This window comes from Aquitalea sp. ASV11 (genome assembly GCF_016429185.1).
GTDB lineage: Bacteria > Pseudomonadota > Gammaproteobacteria > Burkholderiales > Chromobacteriaceae > Aquitalea > Aquitalea pelogenes.
In genome coordinates, this window is record NZ_JAELUD010000017.1 from 1 (window position 1) to 19,253 (window position 19,253).

General features: G+C 60.7%; 14 protein-coding genes and 1 pseudogene. 13 read left to right on the forward strand and 2 right to left on the reverse strand.

The window, feature by feature from the left end:
- A pseudogene (locus JHD62_RS07840) lies at nt 1-657 on the reverse strand (nitrite extrusion protein); the annotation flags it as partial.
- Between the two features lie 124 nt (nt 658-781).
- Nucleotides 782-4,264, reverse strand: a complete 3,483-nt coding sequence (gene smc / locus JHD62_RS07845; RefSeq protein WP_199102431.1) for a chromosome segregation protein SMC — start codon at nt 4,262-4,264, stop codon at nt 782-784.
- Nucleotides 4,265-4,406: 142 nt separating this feature from the next.
- On the opposite strand from smc, the gene JHD62_RS07850 reads away from it, so the two are divergent.
- From JHD62_RS07850 to JHD62_RS07910, 13 genes are all read left to right on the forward strand, one after another.
- Nucleotides 4,407-4,967: a YqgE/AlgH family protein gene (locus JHD62_RS07850; protein WP_045846824.1), complete on the forward strand. Its 561-nt coding sequence runs from the start codon at nt 4,407-4,409 to the stop codon at nt 4,965-4,967.
- Nucleotides 4,951-5,388 carry a Holliday junction resolvase RuvX gene (ruvX, locus tag JHD62_RS07855; protein ID WP_199102432.1) on the forward strand — a complete coding sequence of 146 codons (438 nt, stop codon included), beginning with the start codon at nt 4,951-4,953 and terminating at the stop codon, nt 5,386-5,388. Before JHD62_RS07850 ends, ruvX begins: the two co-directional genes overlap by 17 nt.
- Nucleotides 5,389-5,399: 11 nt before the next feature.
- Entirely contained in the window at nt 5,400-5,912 is a 513-nt protein-coding gene (locus JHD62_RS07860) for a DUF3592 domain-containing protein (protein ID WP_199102433.1), read from the forward strand.
- Complete coding sequence (locus JHD62_RS07865) at nt 5,905-6,369, forward strand: DUF3592 domain-containing protein (RefSeq protein WP_199102434.1); 465 nt, start codon at nt 5,905-5,907, stop codon at nt 6,367-6,369. Before JHD62_RS07860 ends, JHD62_RS07865 begins: the two co-directional genes overlap by 8 nt.
- A 182-nt stretch (nt 6,370-6,551) precedes the next feature.
- Entirely contained in the window at nt 6,552-7,292 is a 741-nt protein-coding gene (locus JHD62_RS07870; RefSeq protein ID WP_199102435.1) for an S-methyl-5'-thioinosine phosphorylase, read from the forward strand.
- A gap of 44 nt (nt 7,293-7,336) precedes the next feature.
- On the forward strand, nt 7,337-8,752 hold the full coding sequence (locus JHD62_RS07875; RefSeq protein ID WP_199102436.1) for a class I adenylate-forming enzyme family protein: 1,416 nt from the start codon (nt 7,337-7,339) through the stop codon (nt 8,750-8,752).
- Complete coding sequence (locus JHD62_RS07880) at nt 8,749-10,131, forward strand: aldehyde dehydrogenase (protein ID WP_199102437.1); 1,383 nt, start codon at nt 8,749-8,751, stop codon at nt 10,129-10,131. Before JHD62_RS07875 ends, JHD62_RS07880 begins: the two co-directional genes overlap by 4 nt.
- 89 nt (nt 10,132-10,220) lie before the next feature.
- Nucleotides 10,221-11,333 (forward strand): radical SAM protein, encoded by a 1,113-nt coding sequence (locus JHD62_RS07885; protein WP_045846802.1) that lies wholly within the window; start codon nt 10,221-10,223, stop codon nt 11,331-11,333.
- Between the two features lie 8 nt (nt 11,334-11,341).
- The gene (locus JHD62_RS07890) at nt 11,342-11,830 is read left to right on the forward strand and encodes an acyltransferase (protein WP_199102438.1); all 489 of its coding nucleotides are present in this window, start codon (nt 11,342-11,344) and stop codon (nt 11,828-11,830) included.
- Between the two features lie 41 nt (nt 11,831-11,871).
- On the forward strand, nt 11,872-12,096 hold the full coding sequence (locus JHD62_RS07895; RefSeq protein WP_045846804.1) for a hypothetical protein: 225 nt from the start codon (nt 11,872-11,874) through the stop codon (nt 12,094-12,096).
- 54 nt (nt 12,097-12,150) lie between these two features.
- Nucleotides 12,151-13,164: a class I SAM-dependent methyltransferase gene (locus JHD62_RS07900; RefSeq protein ID WP_199102439.1), complete on the forward strand. Its 1,014-nt coding sequence runs from the start codon at nt 12,151-12,153 to the stop codon at nt 13,162-13,164.
- Nucleotides 13,161-14,309: a dTDP-4-amino-4,6-dideoxygalactose transaminase gene (gene rffA / locus JHD62_RS07905; RefSeq protein WP_199102440.1), complete on the forward strand. Its 1,149-nt coding sequence runs from the start codon at nt 13,161-13,163 to the stop codon at nt 14,307-14,309. Before JHD62_RS07900 ends, rffA begins: the two co-directional genes overlap by 4 nt.
- Before the next feature lie 32 nt (nt 14,310-14,341).
- A complete protein-coding gene (locus JHD62_RS07910; RefSeq protein ID WP_199102441.1) occupies nt 14,342-19,222 on the forward strand; it encodes a glycosyltransferase in 4,881 nt (1,626 codons plus the stop codon).
- Nucleotides 19,223-19,253: the final 31 nt, after the last annotated feature.

Here is a 19,253-nt window from a genome sequence, read left to right on the forward strand (position 1 = left end):
CATCAGCAGAATCGGCAGAATCCAGATATAGCCTGCATTTTGCAGCCACACCGGGTGCACCTGTGCGCCACGGCCCCAGATTTGCGCATCGCCGGCCAGACTGCCGAACAGTGGCACGCTGATCACCAGCGGCACCACGATCTGCACCACCGACACGCCAAGATTGCCCATGCCGGCATTCAGCCCCATGGCAAAACCCTTGGACGATTTGGGGAAGAAAAAGCTGGTGTTGGACAAGTGGGACGAGGACGCCGCACCGCCAATGCCGCAGCAGGCCGCCACCAGCAATAGCAGCGGAAAGGGCGCACTGATGTCCTGTACCAGCCAGCCGACGCCAAGCGCCGGAATCAGCAGGAACAGGGTGGAAATGCCCAGCCAGGTGCCGCCGCCCACCCAGCTCCAGATGCAGGCATAAAACAGGCGCATGATGGCACCCACCAGGGGGGGGATGGATACCAGCAGAAACTGCTGCTGACCGGTCATGGCAAAGCCCACTGCCGGCAGATTGCTGACGACAATGCTCCACATCATCCAGACGTTGAAGTTCAGATGCAGGGCGAGGGTGGAAAGCAGCAGATTGCGGTTGGCAATCCTGCGGCCACGGGTCAGCCAGAAAATGATGTTTTCCGGCTCCCAGCGCTTGATGCTGACGGTCATGCCAGAGGTCTCGCAGAAGTCAAAAGGCGCGTCGTTGCAACGCAAGTCGCGCAGTATGAGCGTGACAGTCAGAGGATAAATTGCGATGCATCAACCGGGCTACGCTGAAACTTGCGTAGATGCGTCATGCAATTTCGCGCATCTTCAGGGCTTCCACGATATCCACTGCCACGATGCGGCTGACCCCCTGTTCCTGCATGGTCACCCCCACCAGTTGCTCGGCCATTTCCATGGTGAGGCGGTTGTGGGAAATATAGAGGAACTGGGTGCGTTCCGACATTTGCTTGACCAGATCGCAAAAACGGCTGGTGTTGGCGTCGTCCAGTGGTGCATCCACCTCGTCCAGCAGGCAGAACGGTGCCGGATTGAGCGAGAACAGCGAGAACACCAGGCTCATGGCGGTCAGCGCTTTTTCACCACCGGACAGCAGGTGGATGGTGCTGTTTTTCTTGCCCGGCGGCTGGGCGATGATTTGCACCCCGGCGTCCAGCAAATCCTCACCGGTGAGTACCAGCTCGGCACGGCCACCGCCAAACAGGGTGGGGAAGAACTCGCGCATCTTGGCGTTGACTGCTTCGTAGGTGCCTTGCAGCATCTGGCGGGTTTCGCCGTCGATCTTCTGGATGGCTTCTTCCAGCGTGGCCATGGCCTGGTTCAGGTCCTCGGCCTGGTTGGCCAGGTATTCGCCGCGCTTGCGTGCTTCTTCCAGCTCTTCCAGTGCCGCCAGGTTGACCGCGCCCAGCCCTTCCAGTGCACGGGCCAGGCGGGCGATTTCCGCCGCCAGCGCATTGGGCTTGATGGCGTCGGTCAGGTCGGCCAGCAAGGCGGCTTCATCTGCCTGGGCTTCCTTCAGTTCTTCGGCAAAGCGTTCCATCGCCAGCCGCGCTTCCTGATGCTTGAGCAGCCAGTCGGAGCGCGCCTCGCGCAGGGCTGGCAGCGCGGCATTGGTATCGTGCTGGCGCTGGGTGAGCTGGCGCAGTTGCTCGGTCAGGCCGTTCAGCCGGTCGCGGGTGGCAGCGAGAGCGGCCTCGTGCCGGGTACGCAGTTCGATGGCCTGTTGCATGGCCTCTTCCGGCACGGTTTCTTCCACCACTTCGGCTTCTTCGGCCAGTGTTTCCAGCCGCTCGGCCAGTTGCTGGTCGCGCTCGTCCAGTTCGCGGGCGCGGCGGGCCAGTTCGGCGGTCTTTTGTTCGGCGGTGTGCAGTTCCAGGCGGATTTCATGCAGCTGGCGTTCGGCATCGCGGGTTTTGTTGCGCGCCAGTTGCAGGCCGGTTTCGGCATTCAGCCGGTCCAGCCGTACTTCCTCCAGCTGCACCGCCAGCTCCTCCAGCGTCATGGTGGCTTCTTCGCCCTGCAGTTCGCTTTCTTCGATGTCCAGCTGGGCCTGCAGGCGTTCTTCCTGCAAGCGTTGTTGCTCGGCATGGATGAAGGACAGGCGCGCAGCACCTTGCCGTGCAGCCTGATCCAGCTTGACGTGTTCCAGCGTCACCGCGTTGAGTTCGGCTTCCAGCCGGGTGAGTGCACCTTTTTGTGCGCGTACTGCCTCGGCCAGCATGCCGTTCATGCTTTGCAGCGACTCGCGGCGCTTCTGCAGTCGGTCGATATCCGGTTGCAGTTGCTGCTGGCGAGCCTGGGCGGCTTCCAGCTGCTGCTTGCGCTCCATCAGTCCGCTGCCACTGGCGGCACTGTAAAAGCACACGCTGCTGGCGCTGATCCGATGGCCCTGCGGGGTGAGCAGGCATTCGCCGGCGCGCAGCTGGCCACGACGGCTGATGGCCTGTGCCAGGTCATCGGCCAGGTAGACGCCTGCCAGCCAGTCTTGCAGTGCGGCGTCAAAGGGTGCGCTGGCGGTCAGTTGATCCAGCAGCCGCGGCCAGTCCTGAGCCGGGCTGTGCAAGGGAGCGGCCTGACCATCCACCAGCGTCAGGGCGGCGGGGGGAATGTGCTGGCTGGAGGCGGCACGGGCATTGAGCCGTTCGCCCAGCACTGCTTCCAGCGCGGTTTGCCACTGTGGCGCAACCTGTACTGCCTGCCACAGCTGCGGGACATCGGCCAGGCCTTGCTCGTGCAGCCAGTCGCCCAGTTTTTCTCCGGCAGCTTCGCGTGCCAACACGGCGGCCAGCGCGGCGACTTCGGCTTCGGCGCGCGCCAGTTCGGCGCGTTGCTGTGCGAGTTGTTCATCCAGCTTTTCGCGCTCGGCAGCCAGGTCGGCCAGCTTGGCTTCATCGGCCACCACGCGGGCGCGCACGGCGTCCAGTGCGGCACGGGCGCGCTCGACTTCGGCCTGGGCGGCGGCTTGCTGGTCCTGGTCGGGCAGGTTCAGTTCGGTCAGCTCGCGTTGCAGGGCTTGCTGGCGGCTGGCCAGCTGTTCCAGCGTGCGGCGCTGGTGTTCGCCCTTTTGCCGGGCCAGATCGCGTTCGCGGGTGAGGTTGGCTTGCTGTGCCAGCATTTGCGCTTGCAGCTGGTCCTTGGCGCGGAATTCGGCTTCTGCGCTGGGCAGCAGGTCGGCGCCGTCTTCCAGTGCCATCTGGGCTTCTTCCAGCCGCATTTGCGCTTCTTCGCGCCGTGGTAGCCAGTCGTCCAGCTCCATGGCGGCCTGCTGGCGGCTTTCTGCCAGTTGCTGGCGTTCGTTACGGGCGCTGGCCAGTTCACGTTCTACCCGTACCTGGTTTTGCTGACGATGGCGTTGTTGTTCTTCCAGCCTAGCCAGCGCGGCATTGGCTTCAAACAGTTGCTGCTGGGCTTCGTGCACCGCGTCGCTGGCGGCGTAGTGGCTTTCGCGCACGGTTTCCAGCTCGGTGTCCAGATGGGTGAGTGCCGCTTCCATGGCGGCTTCTTCGGTTTCGATGCGCGACAGTTCGGCGCGGGCATGGGCTTCGTTGCGGCCGGCTTCTTCGCGCCGCGCCAGCGCCAGCAGGTTTTGTTTATGGGTGAGGGTGCCGCGCAGGTCGTGGTACTGGGCGGCTACTTCAGCCTGCTCGCTCAGTCGCTCTACCTGACGTTCCAGCTCCTGACGCAGGTCTTCGATACGCTCCAGATTGGCGCGGGTATCGGCAATGCGGTGTTCGGTCTCGCGGCGGCGTTCCTTGTATTTGGACACCCCGGCGGCTTCCTCCAGATAGGCACGCAGTTCTTCTGGCCGCGCTTCGATGATGCGCGAGATCATGCCTTGTTCGATCACCGCATAGCCACGTGCACCCACGCCGGTGCCGAGGAACAGGTCGGTAATGTCGCGGCGGCGCACCTGCTGGTTGTTGATGTAGTAGCTGGATTCGCCCTGGCGGGTCAGTACGCGCTTGATGGCGACTTCGGCATATTGCCCCCACGGCCCGGTGAGCTGGCCATCTGCATTGTCGAATACCAGTTCCACCGAGGCACGGCTGACCGGTTTGCGGGTAGAGGAACCGTTGAAAATCACGTCCTGCATCGACTCGCCGCGCAGCTGCTTGGCGCTGGATTCGCCCAGCACCCAGCGCACCGCGTCAATCACATTGGATTTGCCACAGCCATTGGGGCCGATCACGGCTACCAGCTGGCCGGGGACCGGAATGCTGGTGGGATCGACAAATGACTTGAAGCCGGACAGTTTGACGTGGGTGAGGCGCAAGGCGTTCTCGCAAGAATTAAGAAGCAACCGCGGCATTTTATCAGGGTGGCGGCTTTTGTTTGCTTTTGCTGCAAGACAAGGGTGCGGATGCTGTTGTGGCTTGGCAGAACTTTTGTCAGATGTGTTGTGCCATAATGCCCTCATGGAACCGTTATCGCTCACCGATCACTTTCTGATTGCCATGCCCAATATGGCCGACCCGCTGTTTGCCCGCTCGCTGGTGTACCTGTGCGAGCATGGCGACCACGGGGCGATGGGCCTGATTGTCAACAAGCCCTCGGGCATTGCCATGGCGCAGTTGTTCGACCAGATCGACCTGCCGCTGGAGATTGACCCCTTGCGCGGCGAGTCGGTGTTCTTTGGCGGCCCGGTACAGCCGGATCGCGGCTTTGTGCTGCATGCTCCGGCGGGCCATTGGCAGTCCAGCCTGGTGGTGAAGGACGACCTGGCGCTCACTACCTCCAAGGATGTGCTGATTGCCGTGTCCGAAGGGCGTGGCCCGCAGCGCATGTTGCTGACCCTGGGTTATGCCGGCTGGTCGGCCGGGCAGCTGGAGCAGGAAATCAGCGACAACAGCTGGCTCACCGTCAAGGCCGATCCGGACATCCTGTTCGACCTTCCCGCCGAGTCGCGTTACGACGCCGCCATGGCCTTGCTGGGCTTCGACCCGTCCCTGCTGTCCGGAGATGTCGGCCATGCCTGAGGGAACGGTACTGGCTTTTGATTTTGGCGAACGTCGTATCGGTGTGGCCATGGGCGAAACCATGCTGGGCATTGCCCATCCGCTGCTTACCATTGATACCGAGATCACCGACGCGCGCTTTGCTGCCATCGGCAAGCTGATCGACGAATGGCATCCCGCCCAGCTGGTGGTGGGCCTGCCCATGCATCAGGACGATACCGAACACCAGATGACCCAGCTGGCACGGCGCTTTGCCAACCGGCTCAAAGGGCGCTTTGGCCTGCCGGTATGGCTGGTGGACGAGCGGCTGACCTCGGTGATTGCCGAATCCATGCTGGCCGAGGCCGGCGTGCGTGGCCGCAAGCAGAAACCGGCGCTGGACCAGGTTGCCGCCCAGGCCATTCTCACCACCTGGTTTGAAAGTCACGGTACGGCCGTCTGAACCTGTCCATCATGCATCTTTCCCCGCGTTGGCAAACTTCCATCCTGATGCTGGCATTCCTGCTCAGCCTGATGGGCCTCATCAACCTGCTGCTGGACCCGGCCCAGGCCGTACGGCACTGGCAGGCTGCTCCCGGTCATGTGGAATCCAGCCGCATCATGGTCAGCAGCCCGGAAGGGCATCCGGACCAGACCCGCTGGGAGCCTTACGTGCAGTACCTCTATACCGTGAATGGCGAGGTCTATCACGGCGACCAGCTGTATGCGGTTGCCACTGCCTTGCCCGGCGATCACAGCAGTGCCGAAGACCTGACACGGCGCTTTCCCACCGGCAAGGCCGTGGTGGTGTATTACAACCCGCAAGAACCGGCGCGCTCGGTGCTGATCCGCGAGGGCGACAGCAGCATCGGCAGTGGCCGTTTCATTCTGGCGGCGCTCAGCACCCTGTTCGGCTGGGCCTTGTGCGACCGCTTGTTGCAACGCTGGCGCCATGTAAGGCGGCTTAGGGCCAGTGCCCATGGTTGAGAAACTGCTGCAAGGCCTGATGTTGCTGGCCGGGCTGGCTGCCTTCGCTTATTTGTGGTGGCTGGGTGCCAAGGGCGATGCGTCGGCCAGTTGGCCCAGTGCCGTTGGTACCGTGCAGGAAAGCCGGCTGGAGCAACGGCAGGTGAATGCCGGCGGCGATCGCGACAATACCTGGGAATATTTCCCGCAGCTGCGTTATGAGTATCAGGTGCAGGGTAAAACCTACCAGTCCGGCAACCGCCGCTTTCCCAATCCCGGCTACAGCCGCAGCCAGCAGGAAGTGGCGGCCATTCTGGCGCGCTATCCGGCAGGCGCACAGGTGCGGGTGTATTACAACCCGGCCAATCCGGCCGATGCTTGCCTGGAAACCGGCCAGCACTGGACGGCATGGGTTGGCAAGGCCATTGCCTTGCTGATTGTCGCGGTGGCGGCCTGGCTGCTGTTGCGCGCTGATTAAGCGGCTGCAGCCGCTTGATGCCATCTGCCGGGCTGATGGTTTTCCTCCGGCAAATCACTCCCGGATTGCCCTGTCCGGGGATAAAGCAATTTATCCCCCCGTCTGATTCAGCCATAATGCGGTAAAAACCAAGCTGCATGGCGTTTGCATTGACGCCATGTCATTACAAGGGGGGACCGACTATGTTGGCCATCATCGGAGGCAGCGGCCTGGCCAAGCTGCCCTTACTGGAAGTAACCCACCGCCAGGTGGTGCGCACACCCTATGGCGACCCGTCCTGCGCACTGACATTCGGCCATATCGGCCAGCAAAACGTGGTGTTCATTGCCCGTCACGGTCACGGTCACTCGCTGGCCCCGCACGAAATCAATTACCGCGCTAATATCTGGGCGCTGCACAACCAGGGCGTCAAGGGCATCCTGTCCATCGGTTCGGTCGGTGGTATCCGCGCCGACATGGGGCCGGGCACCCTGGTGGTGCCGGACAACATCATCGACTACAGCTGGGGCCGCAAGCACACCTTTTTTGATGGCCCGGAGCGGCCGGTGGTGCATGTCGACTTCAGCAATCCTTACGATGATGCGCTGCGCGGCAAGCTGATCGCCGCCGTCAATGCTACCGGCAAACCGGCGGTGAATCAGGGCGTGTATGCCTGCACCCAGGGCCCGCGACTGGAAACCGCAGCGGAAATCCTCAGGTTGGAGCGGGATGGTGCCGATATTGTCGGCATGACCGGCATGCCGGAGGCCTGCCTCGCCCGTGAAATGAACCTGCCTTATGTCCATCTGTGCCTGGTGGTGAACTGGGCGGCAGGCAAGGGCGGCAGTGCCACGGTGAATTTCGACCCGGCCACGGCCGAAGCCGGCATGAATGATGTCACTGCCGTGCTGCTGGCCTTGTTGTCTGCCAATACCCCGGCCTGAGCCCGGCCCGGCTTTGCTGGCATGGCCTAGATATGGAGAAGGTAATGTCTTCGGTTCGATATGATTTCTTTGATGCCATTTTCGCGCCGCGGCGCGAGCAGCCGCTGATTCTGCATGACGGCGTCAGTGTCAGCTATGGTGAGTTTCTTGACCGGGCCATCCGCCTGCTGAACCACCTGGTGCAGCAAGGTGCCCGCCATGGCGACCGTATCGTCATCGGGCTGGAAAACCGGCCAGAGTATCTGGAGCTGATGCTGGCGCTGGCGCTGGGTGGCATGACTGCCTGCCCGGTGGACCCGGACATTACCGTCGCCCAGCTTAACAAGACCCGCCAGGTGGTCAGTGCTGCGATGAGCATCACCTCCTACGACCAGCTGGCCTATTCACTGGACAACAGTCTGCCGGACTGCGTGGCACAGGGGGATATGGACCAGCCATTCCTGGTGGTGTTTTCCTCCGGTACCACGGGTGCGCCCAAAGGCATTGTGCAATCGCTGGGCAATTTCTTTGCCGCTGCGGGGGCATTTGCCAGTGCGGTGGGACAGCAGCCGGGGCAGATTACCCTGCATAACTGGCCGATGTTCTATAACGCCGGTCTGTTCAACCTGTTTGCCTGCCCTTTGATGACCGGTGGCTGCATCGCGGTCTGCCCGCGCTTCAGTGCCAAGTCCATGGGCGGGTTCTGGGAAGATGTCGCGCGTCATCAGCCAGACTATCTGTATCTGTCGCCCACCATGGCCGCTTCCTTGAGCAAGACCTACAAATTCTTCAAGGCCGATCTGGCACCCTTGCAGCGCGCCAGTGTGATTTCCACCAGCTCCATTCTTTATCCGGCCATCAAGGACGAGTTTCTTAAGGTGTGTGGTGTGGAAATCCGCCCTTGCTTCGGCATTACCGAACTGGGTGGCTCGTTTACCATCGGTCACGGCCAGAGTGCTCCTTTCTCGGTGGGGCAGGTCATGGCGGGGGTCACGGTCAGCATCGACTGCGCAGCAGATGGCGAACTGCTGGTGCAGTCGCCTTACATGGCGCTGGGCTATCTGGGCGCGGAGGGGCATATCGAACCCTTCGATCGCAGTCAGCCTTTCCGTACCGGGGACCTGGGCCATCTGGAAGCCAATGAACTGTTTGTCTCCGGCCGTCGCAAGGACTCCATCAAGAAAGGCGGCGAGCTGATCAACTTGTCCGAAATCGAAGACATGGTCCATGCGGCGGGCCTGTGCGAAGAATGTTATGCAGTGGGCAAGCCGGACCTGTTCTGGGGTGAAACCTACGATGTGTTTTTCATTCCGCGCGCCGATGGCAATGCCGAAGCCATTCGTGATGCACTGATTCGTCTGTTCAATGGCGCGCTGCCACAGGTGCAGCGGCCGGATCAGGTGCGGGCGGTGGACAGCATTCCGCGTACCGCTTCGGGCAAGCCCATCAAGCGGCTGATCAGCTATCAGGCGGTGCAATGACACAAATGCTGTTGACTCACGACCCGCGTACCGGCACTGCTGTTGCACGCCATGCCTGCACCGATGCCACGCAGATTGACCAGATATGCCAGCGTGCCCGGCAGGCCTTTTTCCAGCACTGGCGTACCCTGCCTGCCGCCAGGCGTAGCGAGGCCCTGCTCAGTGTTGCCCGCCACCTGCGCGAACACATGGAAGACTTTGCCACCGCCGAAGCGGCCGATACCGGCAAGTCGCTGGCCACCGCCCGTGGCGAGGTGAGCGGTGCTGCCGGACTGTGGGAATATGCCGCCGCCCTGGCGCGTGTGGAGCATACCGAAACCCTGGGCAGTGCCACCGGTAGCGGACTGGCCCTGACACTGCGCGAGCCGATGGGGGTGGTGGGGCTGATTGTGCCGTGGAATTACCCGCTGATCACCACCGCCGAGCGCATGCCCTTTGCACTGGCTGCCGGTTGCTGCGTCATTCTCAAGCCCAGTGAACTGGCGGTCGGCTCGCTGGCCCTGCTGGTCGCCCATTTGCAGCAGAACCCCTTGTTTCCTGCCGATGTAGTGCAGGTGGTGTACGGCGTGGGCAAGGAAGCCGGTCAGGCACTCACCCGTCACCCGGCAGTCGACATGATTGCCTTTGTCGGCTCCACCGCCACCGGCCGCGCCATCGAAACGTCCGCAGCCAGTTGCGGCAAGCGTGTCACGGCTGAATTGGGCGGCAACAACCAGGTGCTGGTGTATCCCGATGCCGATCTGGCCGCTGCCGCGGACGGCGTGATTGCCGGCGCTTTGCGCAATGGCGGACAAGCCTGCATTGCCGGCACCCATGTGCTGGTGGACCCGGCAGTGGCCGATGAATTTGTCAGCCAGCTGCAGCAGGCCTTGCAGCGTCGTTTTCCAGCCAGCAGCGGCGATGCCGTGCCCGAGGGATTGCAGCCCATGATCACCCTGGCACACAAGCAGCGCATTCAGGCGCTGGTGCAAGCCGGTCTGGCACAGGGGGGCGTGGCCTTGCCCGGCTCCCGGCTGGATGGTCCCGGTCATTACCTGGGGCCGGTACTGATCGACCACGTTGCACAGGACTCACTGTTGCGTCAGCAGGAGCTGTTCGGCCCGGTCATCACCATTTGTCGTGTCGCTGCCAGTCAATTTAATGCCATTGTTGCCGATAACCAGTATGGGCTGGCCGTCTATGTCTGGACGGCGGCAAGCAGCACGGCCTTGCAGGCGGTCCGGCAGTTACGTGTCGGACGGATCTGGGTCAATGCCGATCCGGAATTCTGGCTGCCGGAGTTACCGGTAGGCGGTTTTGCCGATTCCGGCGTAGGGCGCGAAGGGGGCATCCGGGCGCTGGATACCTACTCCCTGCCCAAGGCTGCCATCATTTACTGAACAAACATCCCGCGTGCCATGCACGGGGGACATTTACCCGGTGTGAGCGGGCTGCAAGCCAGCACAGCGGGTCATCAAGGAGTGAGTCCATGGGTCAGATATCCCGTCCGCTTTCGCTGGTCGAAAAGCTGAAACAGGAGTCGGTACAGGAGTTCATCAACAAATTCCTGTGGAACAAAAGCAATAGCGCACCGTTTGTGGTGGAGCTGGACCCCACGACGGCGTGCAATCTGGCTTGCCATGACTGCATCAGTGCCAATTTGCTCAACCAGGGTGGTATCGATAACGAACGCCTGCTGCGGCTGGCTGAGGAATTCGCCCAGCACGGCGTGCGTGCCGTGGTATTGATTGGCGGCGGTGAGCCGATGGCACATCCCAAATTCGGTGCGCTGGTGGAGTCACTCTATCAGGCAGGCATCAAGGTGGGGGTCACCACCAACGGCACCCTGATGCCACGCTACATGGACCAGTGCATCAACATGACCAGCTGGTTGCGGGTGTCGGTGGATGCCGGCAGCGAAGAGGTGTTTGCCGAATTCCGCCCCCATGCCAGCGGCAAGTCGCAGTTCAATCTGGTGATCGACAACATGCGGCAGATGGCCGCCAGCAAGAAGGGTCTGCTGGGTTATTCCTTCCTGTTGTTATCCAAGTTTAATCCGGACGGCAGCCTGCACCGTACCAATGCGGTCGACATCGAAAAAGCCGCGCAGCTGGCCAAGGACATCGGTTGCGACTATTTCGAAGTCAAACCCGCATTCGACATGATGCACTTCCTGCAGCAGCAGGATTTGTCGGTGGTGGATCTGGTCAATCGCAACCTCAAGGCCATTCACGAACTGGCAGATGACAATTTCAAGATCATCGCGCCATTCACGCTGGAAGAAGCCCTGCGCGGGGTAGGCACCCAGATCAAGCCCTACAACCGCTGCCTGACCGCCGAGCTGCGCACCGTCATCACCCCAAGTGGTGCCTATGTTTGCCCTTATCATCGCGGCAACCTCAACATGCGCATTGGCGACATTGCCAAGGTGTCGCTGGAAGAGCTGTGGCAGGGCGATCGGCGCAAGACGGTGATGAACCGGGTGGACCCGGCGCGTCACTGCACCTTCCATTGCATCCGCCACGAATCCAACCTGCTGCTCGAACGCATGGCCGCCGGTGAGGTGGTGGATAGCGTGTCCGATTTCGACCTGTTCATCTAAGCCTGCCCATGGAATTGCTCAGTCGCGAAGAACTGCTGGCCATTGGCTTTCATACCGTAGGCGAAGGCGTGCGGGTATCACGCCGTGCCGTGTTTTATGTCATTGACGGCCATATCGGCGATGGTGCGCGCATCGACGACTTTGCCATCCTCACCGGCCGGGTGGACATCGGCCCGCGTACCCATATTTCCCCATTCTGCTTTCTGGGCGGCACCGGAGGGCGCATCGTGCTGGAGGAGGGCGTCGGTTTCTCCACCCATGTTAGCGTTTTCACCAAGAGCGACGACTACCAGCAGCAGGCAGATGGCGCGCGCAACAAGGTGGAAGGCGATGTGCTGATCGGCGCGCACACCATCTTTGGTGCGCAGTGCGTCATCCTCCCCGGTGCCGTGGTCGGGCGTCATTGCTCCATCGGAGTGGGCTGTGTGATCAAGGACCAGGTGGCTGATGGCGGGCGCTATGTCAGCATGGGCATCCGCTCGGTACAACTACCCTGAGCCAGCAGACCGGTCTGCTGTGCTTGCAAGGAAAAAGACAGATGGAAGAAATACGCAACTGGATAAGCGATTACCTGCGTGCCGAAGGCAAGACTGATCTGCAAGCAGACCTGCCCCTGTTCGAACAGATCGACTCCTTCAGCGTGGTGGGTTTCCTGATGGCGGTCGAAGAGCGTTTCAGCTGCTTTGAGGACATCACCGCCCAGGCGCTCAGTGGCCTGACGCTGGATGAAATGGCCACCCTGCTGGCACGGTATCAGCACTAGAATCGATCGGCTGGATGGTAATGGCTGATCCTGCTCTTCACCCTGGGAGTTTTCGTGGACAAAAACAGTTTCGATGCGGCGTTGAAGCCTGGATTTCGCGCTGCACTGGCCCCATCAAATACCGCCTTGCGTCAGGCAGAGCATGAGGCGTTCAGCAGCTTGCTGGATGAGCAAGGACAGTTTTTGCCAGGTGCCAGTTTTGTGCGCGATTGTCCCCGGTGTCAGGCACCGTCTGCTAGTGCAAGCCTGCTGTTGCAAGCGCATGGCATGCATTTGCTCCGTTGTGCACGGTGCCGGCTGGTCTACAGCCGGGATGTCATCAACAGCAATTTCGACAGACAGCGTTACCAGGCCAGCCAGGCTTCTGATGCCAATCTTGCATTGAAAATCGATCCACATTACGCCGCGTTGGAGCAAGAAAAAGCACGCTACGTGGTGCAGCGACTTGATAGTATGGTGAAGCGGGGCAAATTGCTGGACATCGGTTCTTCAACAGGTGCACTGCTACGCGCTGCCAAAGCGGCTGGCTGGATTGCACATGGTGTGGAAATCAACCCGGCAGCCGTTGCCTACTGCCAGCAACAGGGGCTGGACGCCATTTGTGGCGAATATCCTTGCCTGCTGCCCTCAGGCTGGACAAACTATGACGCAGTATTGATGCTGGACGTGCTGGAGCATTTGCCAGACCCGCTGGCATTTTTGGCGCGGCTGGCGCAGGACATGCGTCCGGGCGCTTGGCTCGTGGTACAGGTTCCCAACTTCCGCAGCTTGCTGATTACCATGGAAGGCAGCCGTAACAATAATATCTGTCATGGTCACTGGAGCTATTTCGAAGCAGAGACCTTGACTGACATGATGCAGGCGGCAGGGTTTGAAATGCACTTTCTGGAAACATATATCAGCGAGCTGGACCGGGTAAAAGCTTATCCCGACGCAAAGATAGCCGATGCCTGGCAGCAATTGACGCATCAGCGTCTGGCTGATCCGCAAGCACTGACAGTTGATGATGTTCATCAAGCAATGCTGGGTTACAAATTATTTGGACTATTCCAGAAAGTAGCGGCATGACGCTTCCGCGTATACCTTTTGGCAAACCTTTTATTGTTGGCAAAGAGCTGTTTTACATCGCACAGGCGGTGATGAGCAGTTCCATCGCCGGGGACGGTGTTTACAGTCGCAAATGCCAGCATTGGCTGGAGGAGCATCTGGGCACGCCCAAGGCCCTGCTGACCCATTCCTGCACTGCTGCGCTGGAGATGGCGGCCATCCTGGCCGATATCGGCCCGGGTGATGAAGTCATCATGCCGTCCTTCACCTTTGTGTCCACTGCCAATGCTTTTGTGCTGCGCGGTGGTATCCCGGTATTCATCGACATCCGGCCCGATACCCTCAATCTGGATGAAACCCTGGTCGAGGCCGCCATTACCCCGCGTACCAAGGCCGTTGTTGCCGTGCACTACGCCGGCCAGCCTTGCGCCATGGAGGCCCTCAAGGACATCTGCCAGCGCCATGGTTTGCTACTGATTGAAGATGCGGCTCAGGCCATTCTGGCTCAGTCCGAAGGACGTTCGCTCGGGACCATCGGGGATCTGGGCTGCCTGAGCTTTCATGAAACCAAGAACATCATTTGTGGCGAGGGCGGGGCATTGCTGATCAATAACCCGGCCTTGATCGACCGGGCAGAAGTGATCTGGCAAAAGGGTACCAACCGCAAGGCATTCTTCCGTGGAGAAGTAGACAAATATACCTGGGTGGACATCGGTTCCTCCTTTCTGCCCAGCGAATTGAGTGCGGCCTTCCTGTATGCCCAGCTGGAGCAGGCCAAGCGCATCAATGCCCACCGCCGCGCGCTGTACGGCAAATACCTGAGCCTGCTGGAGCCGCTGGCCGCCCGCGGTTTGTTCCGGCTGCCGCTGTCACCGGGCAATCGCCCGGAAAACGGCCACATCTTTTACCTGTTGTGCAGCAGCATGGAAGAGCGTACCGCGCTGATCCGGCATTTGCAGCAAGCAAACATCGCCGCCGTATTTCACTACGTCCCCTTGCATGACTCTCCTGCCGGACAACGCTTTGCCCGTACCAGCGGCGCATTACCGGTAACCAACACAATGGCTGGCCAGCTGCTGCGCCTGCCCCTGTATTCCGAGATGACCATGGCGCAAGTCCGGCGAGTCTGCCTGGCGATCCAGGATTTCTATCTCGCACGTGCGTAAGTCGTTCACACCCATTTCCTTTCGAGGCCTGTATGTCTCAAACCCTGTCCGCAACTGTTCAACACGCCAACGCACCCTATTACATCTATGCGCCACCGTACCGTGAAACCTCCGGCGGTGTGCGTGCGCTCTACCATTTGTGCCATTGGCTGAACGAAGCAGGGCAGGACGCCTATGTCATGCACCAGGATGCCAGCCATGGCCTGAATACACAGGTGCTGACACAGGAAATCTATCAGGCGCATCGTGAAGCCGGGCGCGAGCCGGTGGTCATCTATCCGGAAATCATCCGTGGCAACCCGCTGCAGGCCCGTCATGTGGTGCGCTACCTGCTGAATTATCCCGGTCGGCTGTCTAACACGCCGCTGGACAAGCTGGGCTGGGCGGCCAGTGACATGGTGTATACCCACGGCTGGGACATCGTGCCGGATGGCTGGTCCGCTACCTTGCTGCAAGTGCCGCTGATTGATACCCGGGTATACAACGCCGATGGCGTTGGCCAGCGCCATGGCAAGCTGGTGTGGCTGCATCGCTTTCTGGAAAAGGGCGGCATACCTGGTGACGTGGTGGCTGATGCCACTGAAATCTCCTTCCGCGGCAAGATTCGCAGCCCCAAAGAATTGGCCGAGCTGTATCGCCAGGCCGAGCTGTTTTACACCTACGAGCACTCCACCGGTTGCTTCGAGGCGCTGCTGTGTGGCTGCCCGGTGGTGTATCTGCCCAATCCGCTGATGCTGGATAAACCCTTGCACAGCTATCTGGGTGACGATGGCGTGGCCTGGGGCGACAGCCCGGAAGCCATTGCCCATGCCAAGGCGACGGTACACAAGGTGCGTGCCCATTACGACGCCCTTCACCAGGATTTCCTGCGCGAATTACAAGACTTCATCACCAGCACCCAGGGACGGGTGCAGGCCAAGTCCTATGCCAATGTTGCAGTCCAGTTGGCCATTGGGAAATCCGGCCGAACCGAGCGCCAGTTGCCCGCACCCACGCTCATGCCAGAAGCGCCGGCCTTGCCCAGGCAGCGTTTGCGGGTAGGGGTCCTGTCCGGTGACTTCCTGGATGGTGCCTGCATGCGCCTGCGCCTGCACGATGCCTTCACGCTGCTGTCACCGTGGATTGATACCGCCTACTTCCCGGGCAACTCGGCCTATGCCTGCCGTCGGGAGGAGTTTGACATCGACACCATGGTGCAATGGGCCGATGTCTTCATCATCCAGCGCGGTATTCTGAGCGAACGCAACATCGATTTTCTCAACAAGTGTTTTGCCAGCGGCAAAACCATGATTTTCGAAGCGGACGACTGGTTGCCCGGTATGCCGGCCTCGCACCGCCAGTTCTACGAATTCGACCCTTATGGCCTGCTGCGTTTCTGGCGTGACAAACTGCACCTGTTTGCCGCAGTCAGCGCCAGCACCGAACCGCTGGCGGTACGGCTGCGTGAGCTGAACCCGAATGTCCACCTCATTCCGAATGCCTTGTCGGTCAGCCGTTACGCCAGCCTGCAACGCAGCCCCAAGGGGCCGGATGCACCCATTACCATCGGTTTTGCCGGCACATCCACCCACGCCGACGACATGAAGGTCATCGGCCAGGCCTTGCTCAACATCCAGCAGAAATACGCCCATCTGGTGCAGTTTGTATTCTGGGGGTGCAGCCTGCACGGCCTGGAGGGGGCGGCCAACGTCAAGGTGGTCGGCAAGTCGGTCACCTATGTCGAATACATGAAGGAACTGAACCGGCTGGAAATCGACATCGGTATCGCACCGCTGGAAGACACCGTGTTCAACGAGTCCAAGTCGGACCTCAAATGGCTGGAGTACACCGCAGTTGGTGCCGCCTGTGTGCTCAGTGACGTACCGGCGTATCGCGAGGCCAAGGCACTGGGGCTGGCCGAAGTGGTTGGCAACGATACCGCCAGCTGGGATGCAGCGCTGTCACGGCTGATTGATGACGCCGAGCACCGGCGCAAGCTGCAACAAGCCTCGCAAGAGTACCTGCTGCGCTACGCCACACTGGAAAGCCAGGCCTACCGCTGGGTGGACCTGCTGCGCGAAGTGTTGCCCACGCCCTTGCTCGAACCCCTGGCTGGCTATCATCCCGATCAGCATGGCGTGGTGGAAAGCCAGCGCCTGCAACTGATGTGGCCCAATACCTATCGCGCCTGGCAAAACTGGGACAAATTGCATCAGCTGCGTGAAATCGACGCCGAAATGATGGCCGAACGCATGTTGATGCAGTGGCAGCAGCGGCCGCAGTTCCTGATGCTGATGACCATCCGCGCCAGCGAAGCCGAGCTGCTGGCCAATACCATCGATGCCCTGCAACAGCAGCTGTACAAAAACTGGAAGCTGATTGTCATCGCCGACTGGGACATGCCGGACCCCATTTTCAGCCAGAACGACACCCTGGGCTGGCTGCAGCTGGACACGCTGGATGACCCGCAGTTGTTCACCATGGCGCTCAACGGCTTGCTGGGCGAAGTGCCGGCTGACTGGGTAATGCTGCTGCCGGCCGGCGCCATGCCCGCCCCACAGCTGTTCTTGCGCATGGGTGACACCATCCACGCCCAGCCGCAAGCACTGGCCATTTACACCGACCATGACAGCTATACCCAGCCTGAGTGCCGCGTGCTGCCGCAACTGAAGCCGGACTTCTCGCTGGATTACCTGCGGGCGCAGGATTATGTCGGTGCCGCCGTGGCGCTGTCCTATCAGGGGCTGGCCAGTCTGGGCGGTTTCGAACCCTACCCGGCTTGCGAAAGCTGGAACCATCTGCTGCGTCTGGCCGAGAACTTCGGCCTGAACGTGGTGCAGCATATCGACGAAGTACTGATGCACCTCCCAGCCGAACCCTTGGGTGTGCAGCATCAGCGCGAGGCCGCGCGCCAGGTGGCACTGGAAAATCACCTGCAGCGTCTGGGGATTGCTGCCAGTGTGGTCAACGGCTATGCCGACAACACCCTGCATGTGGAATACCGGGTCAGCGGCACGCCGCTGGTCTCTGTCATCATCCCCACCCGGGACAAGATGGAATACCTGCAGCCATGCGTGGAAAGCCTGTTTGCCCGCACCGGCTATCGTCATTTCGAATTGCTGATCGTCGACAATGGCTCGCAAGACCCGGATACCTTCCGCTTCTACCAGGACTTGCAGCAGGATTACCCGGAGCAGGTCCGCATCATCGATTATCCGCAGCCCTTCAATTTCTCCGCCCAGTGCAATCTGGGGGTGGAACAGGCGCGTGGCGAATACATTGTCCTGCTCAATAACGACACCGAAATCATCCAGCCGGAATGGCTGGAGCGGATGATAGGCATTGCCCAGCGTCCGGAAGTGGGGGCCGTGGGCATCCGGCTGGTGTATCCGGAAAGCGGCAGCATCCAGCATGCCGGTATTGTGCTGGGCTTGCCCGGAGGTGTGCTGTCGGTGGCCGACCACGTGTTTGAAAAGTCGGAGCTGGACACGCCGGGCTATATGAATCGCCTGCTGACCGAGCAGAATTACTCCGCCGTCACCGCTGCCTGCCTGATGGTCTCGCGCGAGAAATACCAGGCAGTCGGCGGCTTTGATGCCGAGCAGCTCACCGTGCTGTTCAACGATGTGGACTTCTGCCTCAAGCTGCAACAGCAGGGCTTGCTGAACGTGTTCACACCCTATATCACCATGGTGCACCACCATGCCAAGAGTATCGGCAAGCTCACTTATGAGCCTGCGGTTGCCCTGGCTGCCGCCGTGCGCGAGCAACAGGAACTGGCCGTGGTGCTCAAGCGCTGGCTGCCACAGCTGGCGCGTGACCCGGCCTACAATCGACACCTGACTTTCCGTACCAAGGACATGGCGTTCGAGCCGACACGGGATGTGAACTGGCTGCCGCACCAGTCTGGCCGCTACAAAGTGCTGGGCTTGCCCATTCCGGGTGGCAGCGGCGAGTACCGGGTTTCCTTGCCCTTCCATGCCCTGCAAGAAGGCGGGCGGCTGGATGTCGCCATGATCTCGCCCGAGAAAGGTGCCGCGCCGCTGCTATCGGTGGTGGAGATGGCACGTTTCAACCCGGACGCCTTGCTGATTCACACCATGCTGACCGATGGCATTTTGCATGCCGTGAAGCAATACCGTGAATTCATGCCGGACCTGCGTCTGGTATTCGGTCTGGATGACCTGGTAGGCGCACTGCCGGAGAAGAGCATTCTCAACCGGGTATGGCGCAAGACCATGCCTGATGCCCGCCCGCGTCTGCGTGCCATGCTCAAGCATTTTGACACCCTGGTGGTGTCTACCGAGCCACTGGCCGACGCCTGCCGCGACATGATTGCAGATATCCGCGTGGTGCCTAACCGTCTGGCACGGCATATGTGGGGCAAGGTGTCTTCATTGCGCGGCCAAGGGAAAAAGCCACGGGTAGGCTGGGTGGGGGCCCAGCAGCATCAGGGCGACCTGTCGCTGATCATTGATGTGGTCAAGCAAACGGCAGATGAAGTCGAATGGGTGTTCATGGGCATGTGTCTGCCGGAAATGCGGCCATACATCGCGGAAGAACACCCTTGTGTTTCTTTCCAGGAATACCCGGAAAAGATGGCCAGCCTGAATCTGGACCTGGCCATTGCACCGCTGGAAGTCAACCCGTTCAACGAGTCCAAGAGCAATCTGCGCTTGCTGGAGTATGGCGTGATGCGCTGGCCGGTCATCTGCACCGATATCTATCCGTATCGCACCAATGACGCACCGGTGTGCCGCGTGCCCAACACCACCGAGGCGTGGGTGGAGGCCATCCGCAGCCGTGTGCATGATCTGGATAGCGCCTATCGGGAAGGAGATGCCCTGCGAGCCTGGGTGGACCGGCATTACTGGATCGAGGATCACCTGGATGACTGGCAGCAGGCACTTTCCGGGCAAGATGTAAAAAAATAATCATCCCGGTACTAAAGTTTGCCAACGGGGG

What these genes read in the sequence shown, in the direction of transcription:
- JHD62_RS07850 (WP_045846824.1), top strand. Translation starts at nt 4,407, where the DNA reads ATGGAACCGTTATCGCTCACCGATCACTTTCTGATTGCCATGCCCAAT.
- ruvX (WP_199102432.1), top strand. Translation starts at nt 4,951, where the DNA reads ATGTCGGCCATGCCTGAGGGAACGGTACTGGCTTTTGATTTTGGCGAA.
- JHD62_RS07860 (WP_199102433.1), top strand. Translation starts at nt 5,400, where the DNA reads ATGCATCTTTCCCCGCGTTGGCAAACTTCCATCCTGATGCTGGCATTC.
- JHD62_RS07865 (WP_199102434.1), top strand. Translation starts at nt 5,905, where the DNA reads ATGGTTGAGAAACTGCTGCAAGGCCTGATGTTGCTGGCCGGGCTGGCT.
- JHD62_RS07870 (WP_199102435.1), top strand. Translation starts at nt 6,552, where the DNA reads ATGTTGGCCATCATCGGAGGCAGCGGCCTGGCCAAGCTGCCCTTACTG.
- JHD62_RS07875 (WP_199102436.1), top strand. Translation starts at nt 7,337, where the DNA reads ATGTCTTCGGTTCGATATGATTTCTTTGATGCCATTTTCGCGCCGCGG.
- JHD62_RS07880 (WP_199102437.1), top strand. Translation starts at nt 8,749, where the DNA reads ATGACACAAATGCTGTTGACTCACGACCCGCGTACCGGCACTGCTGTT.
- JHD62_RS07885 (WP_045846802.1), top strand. Translation starts at nt 10,221, where the DNA reads ATGGGTCAGATATCCCGTCCGCTTTCGCTGGTCGAAAAGCTGAAACAG.
- JHD62_RS07890 (WP_199102438.1), top strand. Translation starts at nt 11,342, where the DNA reads ATGGAATTGCTCAGTCGCGAAGAACTGCTGGCCATTGGCTTTCATACC.
- JHD62_RS07895 (WP_045846804.1), top strand. Translation starts at nt 11,872, where the DNA reads ATGGAAGAAATACGCAACTGGATAAGCGATTACCTGCGTGCCGAAGGC.
- rffA (WP_199102440.1), top strand. Translation starts at nt 13,161, where the DNA reads ATGACGCTTCCGCGTATACCTTTTGGCAAACCTTTTATTGTTGGCAAA.
- JHD62_RS07910 (WP_199102441.1), top strand. Translation starts at nt 14,342, where the DNA reads ATGTCTCAAACCCTGTCCGCAACTGTTCAACACGCCAACGCACCCTAT.